Here is a 16,446-nt window from a genome sequence, read left to right as displayed (position 1 = left end):
CCGAGAGGAGTTCTTATCCATTCTCCGGGGTACACCAGCTCGGCCTTCCGTGTGACCTAGCCTGAACCGGTGGAGAGCCCGGCGGCGGACGCCTACGCCGCATCCTTCGACGCGCGGTGTGTTGTCGCGGCACGACCCGGCACGGAGCACGTCCGTGCCCCCGGCATACTGGGCCTGGTTTCGGTGGATGGGGAGTCTCCCACCCAGCTTCTGGTCCTGGATGACCGCGCCTTCGACGAGCTCTCTGCGGTGCTGCCGCGGGCCGCGAGCGGCACGATCAGGATCGCAGAGGCGGCCCGCGGATGTGCAGCGCTTCTCCGTCAGGACCGGACGTGGGCGCCGAACGCGGTCACGGGCATGGTGTGTTCCGAGCTTCGCGCGGTGGCGGACCGCCCGCTGCCGGCTGGACTGGCACTGCATCCTGTATGCCGCGTCCCCGCCGACGGACTGGACGGCGTGCCGTTGGCCGAGGCGGTCGAGGCTGCCGGGCGGGCGACCGGAGCGGGTGCGGTGTCGAACGCGGGTCTCGTCGCGTACCTGAGGTCGCTGCCCGCTGGTGCTCGGCTCTTCGCGGCGGTCGACGATGACGGCGTGGTGCGAGGGACGAGCGGATCGCGGACCTTCGGTTCGGAGGCGTACGTCTTCTTCGTCAACACCGACCCCAGCTGGCAGCGCCGCGGCGTGGGCCTGTCCATGACAGCGGCCGCTGTGCGTGACGCGGCCACGTCCGGAGCCACACGGGCGAGTCTGGATGCGAGCGAGTCGGGCGTCGCCCTCTACCGGCGACTGGGCTTCACGGCGATGGGCAGGCTGACCCAGTTCTCTCGCTCCTGCGGCTGACACGACCCTGGCGTATGCCGCGACGGCCAGCTTTGGGGGCCTGGTCACCATCTGCCGCGGTGCACGACCTCGTCGAAGCGGCGACGGTTCAGCCGCTTGATGACGGCCAGCGGCTTGTCTGCCGGATAGCCGACGGAGAGCAGGTAGGCAAGGAACCGTCCCTCCGGGAAGCCCAGAACTGCCTGGGCCTGGGCCTGGTCGGTGGCCGCGGCGTGACCCGTGCCGACGCCCAGGTCGGCCGCAGCGACAGTCATCGCGTACGTCGCCTGGCCGAGGTCGTAGTGGAGCAACGCCGACTGCCGGTCGTCCTCTGGCTCGGGCGCGACGATCGCGATGGCGGCCGCGGCGCCGGCGACATGCTTGGCGCCTTGCCAGACCTTCGCCAGCTCGGCGAGCTGGGGCTTGTCGGTGACGAGGACGAAGTCCCACGGCTGCCAGTTGCCCGCTGACGGGGCACGTCTGCCGGCCTCGAGTATGCGGTCGAGTGCCTCGTCGGGGACGGGCTGCTCAGTGAACTGCCGAACGTTGCGTCGCGCCCTCAGGGCGTCCCAGGTCTCCACGGTTTCATCCTGCGCCGCCGACGCCGCTATGGCGACCACCAGCGGCCGTCGTCGACGTTCCCGAGGAGGCTTTGCGGGCGAACGTCAGATGGGTGACGCCGCTGGGGGAGGAGATGGCCTCGATGTCGTAGCCGTCCTCGATGGACTCCAGCCCGTCCCAGAGACGGACGCCGCGACCGAGCACGATCGGCACCTGAACGAGGTGCATGTGGTCGACGAGCCCGGCGGCGAGGAAGTCGCGGACGACGGTGGGGCCACCGCCGATCCGGACGTCCTGGCCGTCGGCCGCTTCGCGGGCGATCTGGAGAGCCTCGGCGGGGGTGGCGTCGAGGAAGTGGAACGTGGTCCCGCCCTCCATCTCCATGGGGGAGCGGGGATGGTGAGTCAGGACGTAGGTAGGCGTGTGGAACGGCGGGTTCGGGCCCCACCAGCCCGTCCACTCCGGGTCGTCGCGCCATCCGGGCGGCCCGAACTTGTTGGAGCCCATGATCTCCGCGCCGATCCCCGGGCCGTGGCGCTCCGCGAAGGCATTGTCGACTCCATCCGCGCCACTCGCGTCCCAAAACCGGGTCGCGAACATCCACTGGTGCAGTCGATGGCCTGCATGGCCGAAGGGTGCTTCGAGGCTCTGCGGCTCGCCGGTGGCGAAGCCGTCCAGGGAGATGGAGAAGTTGTGGATCCGTGCGAGTGACATCGCGTCCTCCTCGGTCGTCAGCGGCACCCAGTGTTCCGCAGCGCGGAGCCACAGGTGGTCACACTTGGACATGCGGGCGCGTCAGGTGGGTGAACGGCACAATCGGGAGGTGGAGAGCGTGGACCAGACGGACCTGTTCGAGGCAGAGCGACCCCGGCTTGTGGGGATCGCGAGCCGGGTGCTGGGTGACCACGCCGAGGCCCAGGACGTCGTGCAGCAGGCGTGGATTCGGCTGCACGGCGCAGACGCTGAGATCCAGAGCCTGCCGGCGTGGTTGACGACCGTGACCACCCGGCTGTGTCTGGACCGGCTGCGCGCTCGCACGCCCGTCCCCATGGACGACCTGGAGCCCCAGGTGGGCGCCTCCGATCCCGCTGACGATGTCGCGCTCGCCGACACCGTCGGGGTCGCCCTGCAGGTGGTGCTCGACCGGCTCTCTCCGAATGAGCGGGTCGCCTTCATCCTCCATGACAGCTTCGGCTTCGAGTTCCCGACCATCGCGGCGCTGCTCGAGACGACGCCCGTGGCCGCGCGCAAGCTGGCCTCGCGCGCGCGGGCCAAGGTGGCCCAACCGCATGCCGAGGACCAGCTGGCCGACTGGGAAGTAGTGGACGCCTTCATGGCCGCGGCCAAGGATGGCGAGTTCGAGCGTTTGCTTCGGCTGCTAGCGCCGGATGCCACGGTGACTGCCGACGAGGCTGCTGCCCTGGTCGGCACTCCGCGACTGATCGAGGGCCGCGAAGAGGTCGCGTCGTTCTTCAACGGCAGCGCCAGGTCGGCATTCCCGGTCTTCGTGGGGCATCGGCCTGGCAGTGCCTGGTTCCATCTCGGCGCGGCCAAGGTCGTCTTCGACTTCACCGTGGAGGACGGCATGGTGCGGGCCATCACGTTCCGCGCCGCACCCGAGGTCTTGGCGCAGGTCGTGCGCCGCCAGGCTGATCAGCCACGCGGCTGACCCACACATACCCGCTGCGGTTGGCTGGGGAGCCACCCGGGGCACGACATACAAAGGAGAAGACCATGAAGACCATGACCTGCCGCGCCCTCGGAGGGCCCTGCGACCTGGAGCACCACGGCGCGAGCGCCGACGAGGTCATCAAGGCGCAGGACCGCCACCTCAAGGAGGCGGAACGGTCCGGCGACGCAACTCATCGAGAGGCTCGCGACGCCATGAAGAGCCGCTGGATGCACCCCAAGAGGTCGATGGGGTGGTACCGCGACACCCAGCGTGCTTTCGCCGCCCTCGCCGACGAATGAGACCCAGCGCGACTATCCGAGCTCGGTGATCGAGAAGGCGTTTCCGTCGGGGTCACGGAAGGCGAACATGGGCGGCACGCCCGGCCAGCTGAGGATCTCGTCGGTGTCGACACCGGCGTCTCGGAGAGCGGCATGCGCCGCTTCGGCATCCTGGGTGGTGAAGCGGATGCTGATCGGGCCGCGCGTGACGCCGGGTGTGGCGGGCTCCAAAGTGATGACGACGCGGTCTTCGCCGGGAGCGAGCTCGATCCACCGACCGCCGCCCGGGGTCGGGTTGTCCCGGAGCTTGGTGAAGCCGAGGACGTCGACATAGAAGGCAAGGGCGGCGTCCTGGTCCTCCACCGGGACACTGACGGTGCGTATACCGGTGATGTGGGTTGTGGTGTCGCTCATCGCTCTCTCCTCGGTCGGTTGGATCGGCTCGCGCGAGTGATGAACGTCCGCACCCACTCGCGGCCATGGACCAGCATGTTCCAACCAAGCGAACTTTGACACTGCCAGGTTGTCGGATCGGCCGGACTACGTTCGTGGTGTGGGTGGAAGGTGGTCACAGGGACCGCCCGGAACTGAGGAGAGGCGTGATGACGCACTACCTGCTGGCCGTGCACGGCCCGGTCGAGAGGAACGAGTTCGGCAACTACGGCTCCAAGGAGGAGATGGAGGAGGCGTTCGCCGCGACGGGAGCCTTCAACGAGAAGCTGCGTGTCGATGGGTACTGGGTGTTCGCAGGCGGACTCGAGCCTGCCTCGACGGCGACCGTCGTGGACGGCCAGGGAGACACGCCGGTCCTGACCGACGGTCCGTACCTGGAGACCAAGGAGGTCATCGGGGGCTTCTGGGTCATCGAGGCGCCTGACCTCGACGTGGCGATCAGGCTCGCAGCTGAGGGCTCGAAGGCGTGTCGCGGCAAGGTGGAGGTCCGCCCGTTCGAGGGCCTCGCCTGAGTCGATCACAGCCCGGAACGGACCGCGTCCCTCACAGCAGGGACCGCGGTCCGTGGGGTTTCCATCGATGTGGTCGGACTCGGACCTATCCTGGCGAGGTGGCGCCTAGGGTTGCGAGCAGGCCGGTCCCTGATGGGGACGCGTGGGCCCGCTCCGCGCTCGCGCAGCTGGGCCGGGTGCGCGGGGTCCATCGGGCGGGTCTGGCACTCACCGAAGGCGGTGGACGACGACTGCTCTTTGCCGCGAGCGACCGCGACAACGAACCCAGTGTCGACTGGTGCGAGGTGGACGTCTACGAGGAGGTCCCACTGAACCACTCGGTCCGCACTGGCGAGGCGGTCCTGGGCTCGCTGGAGGGCCTTGCCGGACGGTATCGCGCGTTCACTGAGCGGCAGAGCCCAAAGACGTCAGCCCTCGCGTGCCTCCCGATCGTTGCCGGCGGCCACGTGCATGGGGGATATGCGCTGTTCTACGACCAACCGCAGAGCTTCGAGCGTCCACAGGTGAGGGAGCTCGAGGAGCTCGGGTCACGGCTCGGCGCTGGACTGCGCCGCGTCCAGCGTGGCGCCCCACCCTGCAGCAGGTCCCTCCAGGACCAGCCGGTGCCGCGGGGAGCAGAAGTGGCCACGCACTCCGTCGCTGCGGACCCTCGTGCGGTCGCCACCGCGCGCCACTTCGTCCTGAACACCCTCGCGGCATGGGGTGTCGACCAGCGCAGCGTGGACATCGCGACTCTGTGCCTGAGCGAGCTGGTCACGAACGCCATCATGCACACCGACACCGGCTGCGACCTCCGCCTTGTGCTCGACCGCGGTGTGCTCACCACCACCGTGCGCGACGGTGGATCGACCGTCCTGGTCGATCCCAGCAGCGTCCCGGCGGATCCGCTGGCCGTGCACGGCCGTGGGCTCCAGATCGTGGACGCGCTCGCGACGCGCTGGGGCTCCGAACTGGACGCCGTCGGGATGAGCGTGTGGTTCGTGCTCGAGCCGGGCTGATCCCAGCTGGTCGAGTCAGGGTCATGCAGCCTTGGCCGCCGTGCACAGAAACACGCCGAACTCGCGGTCACCCTTGAGGATCGTCGTGGCGTCAACGAACCTGACGTCGGCGAACCCGGCGTCCGCCAGCTGCTCGGCCAGACGTCGCCTGTCGAATCCGTGATGTCCGTCGAAGTCGACCTTGTCAGCGTGGAAGGCACCGTCGCGATCTTCGTCGAGGTCGGCAATCGCCAGTTGGCCACCGCGGCCCAGAAGCTTTGCCACGGATCGCAGAAGCCCCTCCAGGTCCTGAACGTGATGCAGCGCCATACAGCTCCAGACCACGTCGTACGTGCCGTCGAGCCGGTCTGCGGTGAGGTCTGCCTGGACAGCCTGCAGTCGGTCGCTGAGCCCAGCCGCCTCGATCCGCTCACGCGCCACCCGAACCATTCCCGCGGAGGGGTCCGTCACGACGACCGAGCCGACCAGGTCGGAGAGCAAGATGCTCAGCCGACCTGTGCCGCCGCCAACGTCGAGAGCGCTCATCCGAGGCGTGAGCGCCATGGATTCCTGGATGGCCTGGGCCACCGCGACCTGCCGTCGCTCATGGTCGGCGTCGTCGTCCCACGTCGCTGCCGCGTCGTCGAATCCCTGGTGATCGTGCACGTGCTCGACCCTAGCCCCGCTCGTGCTCGGGAGGGTCGAGATGGCACCGTGTTCTAAGCGGCAAGCGGTGTATGCCGAGATACTGAACGAGTGGATCTCTCCGTGCTGAGCGCCGTGCTTGTGGTCCTAGTCGTAGGGGCCATCAGTCTTTGGGTGCTCGAGGATGCCCGTTCACGGGTAAGGCGCCGCCAAACCGTCGTCGCGACGTTCGGTGGCCCCACGGTTGACAGGCCGGAAGTGTGGGCGGCCTTGTGCCTACTGGTCGTGGTGCTCTCCTTGCCGCTTTACCTCGTGGCCCGCAGCGTCGAGTAAGCCAGCCCCCTCCTGCGGAAGGCGCGGAATCCCCAATCGGGTGTCGACGAGGGTGCTGCCTGGTCTACCGTGTGCGCCCATGAGGGATCGGGGTTCGCGGCCCAGATCGGAATGTCCGCGCTGCGGTGTCGCCGTCATGCTGCCGGCGGGCGCGACGCGGCCGTGGTGTCCGGCGTGTGAGTGGGGGCTGGCCGATTGGGACCCGGCCATGGCTCCTTACCGCGGGACCCGGTTGCTGAGCCGCTGGGGCTTTCGCCGCGGCCGTGTCCTGGATGATCAGCTCTTAGCAGAGCTGACACGGAACCCAGACCAGTTGCCGCGTACCTCACGCGGCCAATGGTGGCTGATGGGCGTGAGTGTTCTGATCGTGCTCGTCGCCTTGGGCTGCCTGTGTGGGGCGGTTTTGGTGTGGGCCCGAGAGGGCTGGCCGGCCGGGGTGCGGGTGCTGGCCAGCCTGGGGCTCCTGGCGTTGGTGGCGCTGCTCTTTCCCGCACCGCTGCAGGTTCCGCGGGGGGCGCAGATTCCGCAGGATCAGGGCCGGGAGCTGCGGCGGTTGGTTGACCAGGTGGCGGCAGCCGTGGGAACCCGGTCTCCGGACGCCATCGTCATCGACATGAGTCTCAACGCAGGAGTAGCGCGGTTCGGGTGGCGCCAGCAGACGCTGCTCGTGATCGGTGCACCGCTGTGGGCGATGCTGCCCCCTGCGGGCCGGTTGTCGGTCCTCGCCCACGAGTTCGGCCACCTCGTTAACAAGGATCCCATGCGCTCGGTTCTGACGTTGCCGGCGCGGACCTTCGGCGACCGGGCCGTGGCCGCCACCGGCGGACGTAACCCGTGGCGACGCGCCTTGGCGGGGGCGGACAGCGCTACCTGGCACGGAGCGGGCGTCGCCGGTGTGTTGGTGCACGGCACCTTGGCCCTGATCAATACCGTGACCGCGACTGTTCAGCTCCTGGTCGATAGTGCCGCGATGCCGGACAGCCGGCGAGCCGAGTACCTGGCGGACCTTAAGGCGCGCCACGTCGGGGGTAGTGAGGCTTTCGTGGCGAGCGCGGAACGCCTGCTCATCAGCCAGGGGATCTGGCAGGACCTGTGGGACTGTGCTCCGCGTATGGAGGCCAGTGAGCTGGGTGAGGCCATCGAGAGGGCAGCCCACCACCGGGCTCACGAAGTGACGGTTCTGCGCCAGGCGACGCTGCGGGCCAATGACCTGTGGAGTTCGCATCCCCCCGAGTCGGACCGCATCGCCCTCGTCGAAGCCCTGGCGCACGTCGAGCCAAGTGTTGATGTGAGCCAGGAGAGGTGGGGGGTCATCGACTTGGAAATGTCCGGTTGGTACGCCCACATTCACCACGTGCTTCTCGGTACCCGCGACCCGATCGGCGCATCTGAGCGAAGTCCTGGACGAGGGGCCGTTCTTCCACGGCACGAAGGCCGATCTGCGATTGGTGACGTGGTCGTCTAGCCCGCTGGATCGATCGAGATGACGACGTTGCCGACCTTCTGCCCTGTTTCGACGTAACGGTAGGCCTCGACGACGTGGTCCAGCGGGTAGCGCTTGTCGATGATGGGCTTGAACGTGCCCGCCTCGATCAGCGTCCGCACGTGTTGCACCATGGCCTGATCGACCTTCGGGATCGGGAAGAGCACCTTCTTGCCCCTGGACAGCAGGCTGACCAGCGCCAACAGTGGGTTCTGGGACAGCGGACCCAGTTCTGAGGACAGGTAGACGCCGTGAGGCTTGAGGAGTTGCCGACATCGGCCGAATGAGCTCTTCCCGACGGCGTCGATCACCGCGTCATACGTGTGGTCGTCAGTGGTGAAGTCCTCGACGGTGTAGTCGATAACCCTGTCGGCCCCGAGGGTGCGGACCAGTTCGATGTGCTGCGTTGCGCAGACTGCTGTGACGTTGGCGCCGAGCGTCTTCAGCAGCTGGACCGCGGCCGACCCGATGCCGCCGGTCGCGCCGTTGACGAGGACGTCCTGCTCGCTGCGGATCTTCGCCGCGCTGATGAGCGTGAGGGCGTAGTGCGAGCCTTCGGAGCTCGGGGCTGCCTCTGCATAGGTGATCTGATCTGGGATGCGTGCGATCGGCCGATCTTGGCGGATCGACAGCCATTCGGCATGCGCGCCGAATGGGCCCTCGTTGTAACCGAACACCCGGTCGCCAACCTGGAAGGAGGTAACGTCTGCGCCGGCAGCCTCGACGACTCCCGCGAACTCGCACCCGAGGATGCGTGCCCGTGGCTTGAAGAGACCGTAGACGGGCCGCGCCAGCATCGGCCTCCCGCTGCGGTAAGCGCAGTCCGTCCGATTAACCGTCGTTGCGTGGACTCTGACCAGGACCTCGTCGCGCCCCGCGGTCGGCTCTTCCACGTGGCCGATCTGAACCACCTCCGGTGGTCCGAATCTGGTGCGGACGGCTGCCTTCATGCTTGGACTCTAACCGCGGCGTTGAACGGACTGTCTGCGCGCCCGGGCCCGGATCGGAAGCCCTGGCTTAGCTGTTGGTCGCTCAGGGCCTAGGGGAGCGGACGGCATACGGCGGGCCGAACATCCGACGCGAAGCCCCGATTGCGGCTGAAGTCAGCGCGGTCGCATTCCGAGCCAACTACGCTATGGCGGTGAGCGAAGTCCTGGACGGGGGGCCGTTCTTCCACGGCACGAAGGCCGATCTGTCGGTTGGTGAGATGCTCACCGCAGGGTTCCGTTCGAACTACCGACCCGAAGTCGTCATGAGCCACATCTACTTCACGGCGCTGGCAGACGGCGCCGGACTCGCCGCGGAGCTGGCCGCCGGCGAGGGTGCTCCGCGGGTGTACTGCGTCGAACCAACCGGCGCCTTCGAGGATGACCCGAACGTGACCGACAAGAAGTTTCCCGGCAATCCCACCCGGTCCTACCGCAGCACGGAGCCACTCAGAGTCACCGGCGAGGTAGTGGACTGGACACGCCTAACGCCCGAGGCGCTTCAGGCATGGCGTGACCGGCTGGCGGCGACCCTCGAAGGGGAACGCGGTGAGATCATCAACTGATTCGCGATGAACCCAGTGCCGGGCCGACGACAGGGACGAACGGCCCCGGCAGTCTCCCGATCGGGTCACGACTGCAGGACGGCGACTGCGGATAGGATCATTGCTCGCCGACCATCGTCATGGACAAGGCATGTTTGAGTCCATCGCCGCCACCGATGCGGAGAAGGCCACACCACGTCGCGGCGACGAGCTGGTCTCCCAGGCTGACGTGGTGATGGACCGCGCATTCACCCTGGCCGCCCCACCGTTGCAGGTGTGGCCCTGGCTGGCCCAGCTGGGCAAGATGCGCGCCGGTTGGTACCTGCCTTCCGGCCTCGAACGGCTCCTTCCGGCCTCCCGGCGCGCAGCATGGGAGATCCAAGACCGATGGCAGCACCTGCAGGTCGGCGAGACTGTCCCTGACTACGGCGGCAAGAACGAAACCTTCGAGATCGCGCATGTCGATCCACCAACCTCGCTCGTCTACACCTCGCAGCGCGGCCGCACCACGGTCACGTGGTCGATCACCTTGCAACCGGCCGGAGACGGAACCCGGGTCTTCCTACGCCTGAGAATGGCCCCCGTCCGCCGTAGATGGCTGGCTGAAACAGCCGGGGAGCTCATCGACATCGTCACCATCGCTGGTATGGCCGAAGGCCTGCGGCAACGCCTCAACGCCCAATCCATCTGACGCACGTCGTGCCGATTCCTCCAGCTTCGTGCAGCTGCGGACTCGCCCACCACGCCAGCGACCCGCAGGGCCCCGCCTATGGCTCAGGGATTCACGTGTTCACGAGGTTCGGGTCGGTCACCTGCGCCACCCCGGGGACGTCCGAGACGAGGTTGACCTGGTGGTAGGTGGAGAAGGCGGCAGCGCCCGCGGGGATGCCGAGAGCCAGCAGCCCTGCAGCTGTGCCGAGGCTGACGCCGCATGCCCCCGCCCTCGAGGGCGCGGCCAGAGCGTGCGGCACGGCATACGTCCAGCGCCCTCGCGCTGGTATCGATCGGCCCGGTTGGGGCGAACGCTATGTTGCTCCGGGCGCGAGTCAGGCTGCGCCCGGCAGTGCAGTGTTCGGGTTGGCCGAGTTCGCCGCCATGACCGAGGTGTTCTCCCCGATGCGGAAGAACATGGCTACCGACTCGAGGGCGACGCGCGCGAAGATCAGGTAGACCAGAGTCATCAGTGGAACGAGGATCAGGCCGACGAAGATGAATGCGCCCCCCTGACTGATGGACACGAGCAAGGACACGAGACCTGTCAGCACGATCATCGCGACCAGGAGCGCATAGATCACCTTGAGGAACTTCAAGGTGATGAAGCTGGTGAAGCTGAAGTCGAACAGTGCGGCGAAGAAGCCCTTGGGGTGGGTCGCGGCGGCCGGGGAAATCGTCATGTGCACGTCCTTCCGGGCGAGGCCGGTGTTTCCGGGCAGTGCAGATCGTAGGCGCCCAAACCGACCGCGGCATCGCACCGATGGGTGGTCTCGAGTACGCGTTTCTGCTTGCCCTGCTTGATCTCTCGTCCTCGCTTTCGTCGCCAACAGCTCTGCTGCGCAGTGGAATTCGTTGTCTCGGATTGTCGCGCTATGGGGCATTCGTCGCCTTCATGGTCGTTGACGGGTCCGATGGCGATGGCGAGACTTGTGGTACTGAGAAGGGGGCCGGGCCATGGCGTGGAATCTGACCGGTAGCTATGTGGAGACCTGCTCGTGCGAGCTGATGTGCCCGTGCAACCTGTCTTTGGACCATGGAGCCACTTACGACTTCTGCCGGGTCACGCTGGTGTTCAACATCCGTGACGGTCAGATCGACGGCATGGACATCGCGGGCAGGAAGGTCGTCCTCATTGCTGACACCCCCAAGGTGATGACTGAGGGCAACTGGCGGCTCGGCATCTACGTCGACGACGCGGCCAGCGATGAGCAGTTCGACAAGCTGGTCAAGGTTTTCGGTGGTCAGCTGGGCGGCCCCATGGGTGCACTCGCTCCGCTGGTCGGGGAGATCGCCGGTGTCGAACGCGCGAACATCGAGGTCACTGATGACGGACTCGTGCACAGTGTCCGGGTGGGGGACTCCATTGACTTCCAGGTTCAGGACATCGTGCCGTTCGGTGTGGAGAGTGGTCGGCCGGTGCGTTTCGACGGCATGTTCCACCCGGTCGGTTCCAACCTGACGATGGCCGAGGCCAAGCACACCCGGATCAACGCCTTCGGCATCGCCTACGAGGGCAAGACAGGTTTGTCGACGTCAGAGTTCTCCTGGGCCGCCTGACTCCCATGGGACCGACCCCAGACGGCGTTCGCACCGCCGGGCTTGCGCCGGCATACGGAGCTGTTCGCGCCCGGCTCGGTCTGGTCGCCGCACTGGTCGTGATCGCCGCGTTGGGCTGGGTCTGGACCGCACGTGAGATGCAGGGGATGGACGCCGGGCCGTGGACCAACCTGGGCAGTCTCGGGTGGTTCCTGGGCGTCTGGGTCGTGATGATGGCGGCGATGATGTTCCCTTCGGTTGCTCCGACCGTCGCCTTGTACACCCGCGTCACCAAGGCGAGCTCAGCTCTCTCGCCATGGCTCTTCGCCGGCGGGTACCTGCTGAGCTGGGCCGCCGCAGGCCTCGTCGCCTATCTGGTCTCGCTGGTGGGGGGCCGAGTCCTCGGAGACGCGCTCCAGTGGGATCACGCGGGTCAGGCCATCGCTGCCGGCACCCTGTTCGTCGCCGCGGCATACGAGGTAACGCCGCTAAAGAACGTGTGTCTGACCAAGTGCCGCAGCCCACTGGGAGCGCTCCTGGGCTCGTGGCGGCCGGGGCCCACCGGCGCCGTGACGATGGGGGTGCGCAACGGAGCCTGGTGTGTCGGGTGCTGCTGGGCCCTCATGGCGTCGTTGTTCGCGTTGGGGGTGATGAGCGTGAGCTGGATGGCGCTGGTCGCGGGGCTCATCGCTCTGGAGAAGACGCTGCCTTGGCGCGGCATCGTCACATACGCGACTGCGGCCCTCCTGTTCGGCCTGGGGGTGCTGCTGCTGGTCGCCCCTCATGCGCTGCCTGGGCTCACCATCCCCGCCGGTGCGGTCATGCCGATGCACTGAACCGCAACCCGGCCCAACACAGCCGGGTCCCTGTGCCGGCCTTTCACGCTCGACCGGCGACAGAAGCTGATGGGGTTGGTGGGGTGCCGTTGAGGAGGCGTAGCAGTTTCGAAGCCGTGCGCGACCTTTACCTGAGACGGAAGCATCGACCACCACCCAGCCACCCGGGCCGACCCAGATCCGAACCAAGCTGATAGTCGTGACGGCCCCGAGCGCGGCCTCCGCGGTGAACGGCCAGAGCAGCTTCGCGCGCGGTGACTCCCGCTGGTGAGCCCCGCTGGTGGGCTCGGACGCCGGGCCGGGTAGGCGTCCCGTGAGCCGCGGGGATGCGATCTGCGCTGGAGGAACGGGCGCCGTGTGAACAATCGGGCGCGGCGGGAAGGTGGCCCGGTTGACGCCCACCGTCGGCCCAGCGGCCCGTGTGTCAGAACATGCCTCAGCCACCAGCGACCTATGTGGCTCAATGCTAAGAGGTTCGAGACCGTCACTTGACCAACGGATTTCGTCTTCGCACGGAATCAGGAGACCTGGTCCGAATCACACCAACCATGAAGGTTGGCGAGTTCTGAAAGGACCAGCTCTGACAAGATCGCGAGTGCTTCAAAAGTCATTCCGTCAACGGCCGATACCGGTACAGTCTGCTCGACGCTCCTGTCCGGGACGTCGGGTTCCGGGCGGGGGGCGAGTGATGGCTGGTTCTGGGGTTGCAGATTCTCTTCTGATTTCTGCGAGCAGGGCCCTATGGGCGTCAGTCATCGTCCGCGCCGTGCCGGTTCGCCGCGTCCTGCTGCGGTCATGGCGTCGCACCCTTCTGCGCAGAGGTGTTTCCAGCAGGCCACGTTCGGTAGTGCTTCTGACGCTGGTTGGTTCCGTCTGCAGTATTGGGGTCTCGGCGTCATTGGTGCCGCTGTCTGCGTCGGCGTCGACGACTCGGCCTGCTGGTACTGACGGCGTGGCGATGGCACCCATCGGAGCGTCGGGCCGGCCTGTCTCGGCCGCCCGCGCACCCCTGGACAGGTCGGTGCACGCCGCTCAGGTGTCGGTTGGCGTGGTGGGCGGTCGCCTTGCTGCGTCATCCTCGACGTCCCCGGCTCCCGTTCGGGCTTTGTCGGGTGCCGTGGTACCTCAGACAGCGGGCTCGGGCGCGGGGGCGTTCGTCGGTGTATCGCCTGCCCGGCTCCTGGACACCCGGCCGGGCGCCCCCACGGTGGACGGGAGGGCCTCCAGCTCTGGTGCGATCGGCGCAGGCCGCACCGTGGTCGTGCCCGTCACCGGACGCGCAGGTATCCCGGCGGGAGCGACAGCTGTGGTCGTGAACCTCACCGAGGCCAGCGCGACCGCAACGGGCTACCTGACGCTGTACCCGGAGCTGTCATCGCGGCCGGGCACGTCGAACCTGGATTTCGTGGCGAGCCATGTGAGCTCGGTCGAGGCGACAGTGTCCCTCGGCAGCACGGGTGGGATCGTGGTGTACAACTCCGCCGGCAGTGTCAACGCCGTGCTCGACGTCGTCGGCTACTACACGGGAACTTCTGACTCGAACCCCAAGAGCGTCTACAACCCGCAGTCGCCCACGCGTCTGGTCGACACCCGCCACAGTTCGGCAGTCCTGGCCGGGCACTACCTCTGGGTGGATCTAACGGTGCCGCAGACAACGGCCATCGCGCTCAACGTCACGGTCACCGGCCCCAGCCGGGCGGGCTACCTCGAAGTCTGGCCGGGTGCGGGTCCCCAACCGCCGCAGACCTCGGCGCTGAACTTCGTCGCCGGACAGACAGTCGCGAACATGGCCATCACCCGAACAGCCTTGGACACGAACAACGGAGACCCAAGCTTCTCTGTCGGAAACTTCTCGGACGGCCCCGTGAACATCGTCGTCGACGTCGTCGGCTTCTACACTCCGCTAGCTGGCGGTGGCGGGTCGATCTTCAAGGCGATCACACCCACACGAGTTGTGGATACCCGCATTGGAAGAGGCCTGCCTCACCCCCTCTCCGCCGGGCAAAGCGCCGCTGCGGCGACGTCGGCAGTGTTCGGTGATGGGAACACCGTTGCGATGGTCGCCAACGCCACCGGGCTCGACGACCGTTTGGGGACCTACCTGAGTGTCTATCCCGCTGACACCAGCTTTCCGGGCACCTCCAGCCTGAACCTGTCTTCGCGCGAGGTGCGCTCCAACATGGTCATGACCGGGCTCAGCATGACCAGCACCAGGTCGTTCGCCGAGTACAACAGCAGCGGAACGCTGGACACCCTGATCGACGCCGTCGGCTATTTCGAGAGCACCACCACCCATCCGAGCACGACGACACTCACATCCACGTCGAGCACCACTACGTACGACACGGCACTGACACTGACCGCCTCGGTAGCAGGCGCCTCAGGCCCACCCACCGGCCAGGTAACGTTCACGGACGGCAGCAATGGATCGATCCTGGCTGTCACGCCGATCATCGGCGGCGTTGCCCACCTGACCACGGCGGCTCTGGCACCGGGAACCCGCCACATCGTGGTCACCTACTCAGGTGACAACGTGTACTCGCCGAGTGCGTCTGCCTCGCTGGCCATCTCGGTGGCCCAGGCGTCCAAGACTGTCGCAACCGCGTTTCAGAATGACCCCCGCCACGACGGCATGGACACCAGCGACACTTTCAACCCGGCCACACTGCACCAAGCCTGGTCGACCAACCTGAACCCCTCCTCGGGGACCGCAAACATCTCCTATCCACTCATCGCCGGAGGCCGGGTATTCGTCACGGTTGCGAAAAGCAACGGCGACGACCTGTACGCCCTCGACGCGACCACCGGCTCAGTGGACTGGTTCACCCCGATGTCGAGTACCTATGGATGGCTCGGACTGACCTATGACGGCGGGCAGGTATTCACCCAGAACAGCAACGGCAACCTGACCGCCTATGACGCGGCCACCGGGCATGCCAACTGGAGCACCGCCCCCGGCCAGTACTCGTTCAGCGCCCCGCCCACTGCCTACGACGGAGTGCTGTACGCCTCCGGCGCCGGCAGTGGCGGCACCCTCTTCGCCCTGAGCGAGGCCACCGGCAAGCTGGTCTGGTCGGCCCCGGTGGCCAACGGTGACGTCAGCTCGCCGGCGGTGGACGACTCTGGTGTGTACGAGGACTACGCCTGCGATCTCTCGTCCGGCTTCAGCCTGAGTGGGACGAACCGCTGGACACAAACGTACGGCTGTGAGGGTGGCGGGGGCGCGACCTCGGTGCTCAACGGGGCCAACCTGTACCTGCGCGGCGGCAACCAGGGCCCAGGTGCTCTGATCGTCTCGACGGCTACCGGAGTGAGCAGCGGAACCTTCGGCGGGACAAGCATGCCGGCGTTCGACGGCACCAACATGTACCTGGTCAGCGGCGGCGCCCTGCAGGCGGTGGACAAGGCCGGCTCCCCGGCGCACTGGTCGTTCACCGGCGACGGTTCCATCGACACGACGGCGGTGACGACCAACGGGATCGTCTTCACCGGTAGCAGCAACGGCAACCTCTACGGTATCGACAGCAGCACCGGCGCCCAGGTATGGACGGCGGTTGCTCCGGGTCCCGTGTCCACTTCGGACGCGTTCGGGATGCACACTGGTCTGGCTGCCGCCAGTGGTCTGCTGGCAGTGCCCGCCGGCGGCTTCGTGACCGTGTACACCAACTGAGCTCTTGCGGGCGGTCGCACTCGCCCGTGCCTGCACCATCGTCCCAGCACCTTGAGCACGACCACGCGAATCGCCTTTCCTGCCTCCCGTCGAAGCCATCGGTCTGAACCAGGCTCGTCACCTTGGGATGACCAGCACATGGTCATCCGTAGGCTCGTCACTGACCGCACGGATGGACCGAAATCGACGGACCCACGTGCGGCGATCCGCGCGCGGTCGACCGCCCCGAGAAGCTGAATCGCTCCCGGCTTGTAGCGCCGCCGCGTCAAGGTCACCCCCTCCACGGGTACGCCCGTGGTGAGTTCCACCAGCACGAGAACCACCGACGTGAGCGGAGCTGCGGGAGCGCGCCGGGGCCGCCCTACCCCACGCGGGTCTGGTTGACCCCTTCACAGGCGGAACCCGCCCGGTGGGACCGACGTCCTA

At 67.2% G+C, this 16,446-nt stretch carries 18 protein-coding genes; 11 read left to right on the top strand and 7 right to left on the bottom strand.

Going from position 1 to position 16,446, the window contains the following annotated elements; translation table 11 throughout:
- Nucleotides 1-69 precede the first annotated feature (69 nt).
- Complete coding sequence (locus tag VGN50_RS05210) at nt 70-840, top strand: GNAT family N-acetyltransferase (RefSeq protein ID WP_327443620.1); 771 nt, start codon at nt 70-72, stop codon at nt 838-840.
- A 44-nt stretch (nt 841-884) separates the two neighbouring features.
- Here VGN50_RS05210 and VGN50_RS05205 read toward each other — a convergent pair whose 3' ends face one another.
- Together VGN50_RS05205 and VGN50_RS05200 are read right to left on the bottom strand one after the other, a co-directional pair.
- A complete protein-coding gene (locus VGN50_RS05205) occupies nt 885-1,400 on the bottom strand; it encodes a nitroreductase family protein (protein ID WP_327443619.1) in 516 nt (171 codons plus the stop codon).
- A 4-nt stretch (nt 1,401-1,404) separates the two neighbouring features.
- Nucleotides 1,405-2,094, bottom strand: coding sequence for a dihydrofolate reductase family protein (locus tag VGN50_RS05200; protein ID WP_327443618.1), 690 nt, complete (start codon nt 2,092-2,094; stop codon nt 1,405-1,407).
- A gap of 109 nt (nt 2,095-2,203) precedes the next feature.
- On the opposite strand from VGN50_RS05200, the gene VGN50_RS05195 reads away from it, so the two are divergent.
- A complete protein-coding gene (locus tag VGN50_RS05195; protein ID WP_327443617.1) occupies nt 2,204-3,049 on the top strand; it encodes a sigma-70 family RNA polymerase sigma factor in 846 nt (281 codons plus the stop codon).
- Between the two features lie 65 nt (nt 3,050-3,114).
- Entirely contained in the window at nt 3,115-3,351 is a 237-nt protein-coding gene (locus VGN50_RS05190; protein WP_327443616.1) for a DUF1059 domain-containing protein, read from the top strand.
- 12 nt (nt 3,352-3,363) lie between these two features.
- Here VGN50_RS05190 and VGN50_RS05185 read toward each other — a convergent pair whose 3' ends face one another.
- Nucleotides 3,364-3,744, bottom strand: coding sequence for a VOC family protein (locus tag VGN50_RS05185; RefSeq protein ID WP_327443615.1), 381 nt, complete (start codon nt 3,742-3,744; stop codon nt 3,364-3,366).
- Between the two features lie 263 nt (nt 3,745-4,007).
- Here VGN50_RS05185 and VGN50_RS05180 point away from each other — a divergent pair, with 263 nt between their 5' ends.
- Entirely contained in the window at nt 4,008-4,295 is a 288-nt protein-coding gene (locus tag VGN50_RS05180) for a YciI family protein (protein WP_414694565.1), read from the top strand.
- Nucleotides 4,296-4,393: 98 nt separating this feature from the next.
- On the top strand, nt 4,394-5,293 hold the full coding sequence (locus tag VGN50_RS05175; protein WP_327443612.1) for an ATP-binding protein: 900 nt from the start codon (nt 4,394-4,396) through the stop codon (nt 5,291-5,293).
- Between the two features lie 21 nt (nt 5,294-5,314).
- Here VGN50_RS05175 and VGN50_RS05170 read toward each other — a convergent pair whose 3' ends face one another.
- A complete protein-coding gene (locus tag VGN50_RS05170; protein ID WP_327443611.1) occupies nt 5,315-5,938 on the bottom strand; it encodes a class I SAM-dependent methyltransferase in 624 nt (207 codons plus the stop codon).
- 520 nt (nt 5,939-6,458) lie between these two features.
- On the opposite strand from VGN50_RS05170, the gene VGN50_RS05165 reads away from it, so the two are divergent.
- A complete protein-coding gene (locus tag VGN50_RS05165; protein ID WP_327443609.1) occupies nt 6,459-7,715 on the top strand; it encodes a M48 family metallopeptidase in 1,257 nt (418 codons plus the stop codon).
- Here VGN50_RS05165 and VGN50_RS05160 read toward each other — a convergent pair.
- Complete coding sequence (locus VGN50_RS05160; protein ID WP_327443608.1) at nt 7,712-8,683, bottom strand: NAD(P)-dependent alcohol dehydrogenase; 972 nt, start codon at nt 8,681-8,683, stop codon at nt 7,712-7,714. The genes VGN50_RS05165 and VGN50_RS05160 overlap by 4 nt on opposite strands.
- A gap of 191 nt (nt 8,684-8,874) precedes the next feature.
- On the opposite strand from VGN50_RS05160, the gene arr reads away from it, so the two are divergent.
- Both arr and VGN50_RS05150 read left to right on the top strand, forming a co-directional pair.
- A complete protein-coding gene (gene arr / locus VGN50_RS05155) occupies nt 8,875-9,285 on the top strand; it encodes an NAD(+)--rifampin ADP-ribosyltransferase (protein WP_327443607.1) in 411 nt (136 codons plus the stop codon).
- A 100-nt stretch (nt 9,286-9,385) separates the two neighbouring features.
- The gene (locus VGN50_RS05150; protein ID WP_327443606.1) at nt 9,386-9,955 is read left to right on the top strand and encodes an SRPBCC family protein; all 570 of its coding nucleotides are present in this window, start codon (nt 9,386-9,388) and stop codon (nt 9,953-9,955) included.
- Between the two features lie 91 nt (nt 9,956-10,046).
- Here the strand turns inward: VGN50_RS05150 and VGN50_RS05145 are convergent, their stop codons facing one another.
- Nucleotides 10,047-10,235: a hypothetical protein gene (locus VGN50_RS05145; RefSeq protein WP_327443605.1), complete on the bottom strand. Its 189-nt coding sequence runs from the start codon at nt 10,233-10,235 to the stop codon at nt 10,047-10,049.
- A 75-nt stretch (nt 10,236-10,310) separates the two neighbouring features.
- Complete coding sequence (locus VGN50_RS05140) at nt 10,311-10,658, bottom strand: DUF4282 domain-containing protein (RefSeq protein ID WP_327443604.1); 348 nt, start codon at nt 10,656-10,658, stop codon at nt 10,311-10,313.
- Between the two features lie 274 nt (nt 10,659-10,932).
- On the opposite strand from VGN50_RS05140, the gene VGN50_RS05135 reads away from it, so the two are divergent.
- From VGN50_RS05135 to VGN50_RS05125, 3 genes are all read left to right on the top strand, one after another.
- On the top strand, nt 10,933-11,535 hold the full coding sequence (locus VGN50_RS05135; RefSeq protein WP_327443603.1) for a DUF1326 domain-containing protein: 603 nt from the start codon (nt 10,933-10,935) through the stop codon (nt 11,533-11,535).
- A gap of 5 nt (nt 11,536-11,540) precedes the next feature.
- Nucleotides 11,541-12,350, top strand: a complete 810-nt coding sequence (locus VGN50_RS05130; RefSeq protein WP_327443602.1) for a DUF2182 domain-containing protein — start codon at nt 11,541-11,543, stop codon at nt 12,348-12,350.
- 1,255 nt (nt 12,351-13,605) lie between these two features.
- A complete protein-coding gene (locus VGN50_RS05125) occupies nt 13,606-16,020 on the top strand; it encodes a PQQ-binding-like beta-propeller repeat protein (RefSeq protein ID WP_327443601.1) in 2,415 nt (804 codons plus the stop codon).
- The last annotated feature ends 426 nt before the right edge of the window (nt 16,021-16,446 follow it).

This window comes from Pedococcus sp. (assembly GCF_036000045.1).
Classification (GTDB): domain Bacteria; phylum Actinomycetota; class Actinomycetes; order Actinomycetales; family Dermatophilaceae; genus Pedococcus.
This window is presented reverse-complemented; position numbering and strand designations above follow the sequence as displayed.

What these genes read in the sequence shown, in the direction of transcription:
- VGN50_RS05200 (WP_327443618.1), bottom strand. Translation starts at nt 2,094, where the DNA reads ATGTCACTCGCACGGATCCACAACTTCTCCATCTCCCTGGACGGCTTC.
- VGN50_RS05190 (WP_327443616.1), top strand. Translation starts at nt 3,115, where the DNA reads ATGAAGACCATGACCTGCCGCGCCCTCGGAGGGCCCTGCGACCTGGAG.
- VGN50_RS05185 (WP_327443615.1), bottom strand. Translation starts at nt 3,744, where the DNA reads ATGAGCGACACCACAACCCACATCACCGGTATACGCACCGTCAGTGTC.
- VGN50_RS05180 (WP_414694565.1), top strand. Translation starts at nt 4,008, where the DNA reads ATGGAGGAGGCGTTCGCCGCGACGGGAGCCTTCAACGAGAAGCTGCGT.
- VGN50_RS05165 (WP_327443609.1), top strand. Translation starts at nt 6,459, where the DNA reads ATGGCTCCTTACCGCGGGACCCGGTTGCTGAGCCGCTGGGGCTTTCGC.
- VGN50_RS05160 (WP_327443608.1), bottom strand. Translation starts at nt 8,683, where the DNA reads ATGAAGGCAGCCGTCCGCACCAGATTCGGACCACCGGAGGTGGTTCAG.
- VGN50_RS05140 (WP_327443604.1), bottom strand. Translation starts at nt 10,658, where the DNA reads ATGACGATTTCCCCGGCCGCCGCGACCCACCCCAAGGGCTTCTTCGCC.
- VGN50_RS05135 (WP_327443603.1), top strand. Translation starts at nt 10,933, where the DNA reads ATGGCGTGGAATCTGACCGGTAGCTATGTGGAGACCTGCTCGTGCGAG.
- VGN50_RS05130 (WP_327443602.1), top strand. Translation starts at nt 11,541, where the DNA reads ATGGGACCGACCCCAGACGGCGTTCGCACCGCCGGGCTTGCGCCGGCA.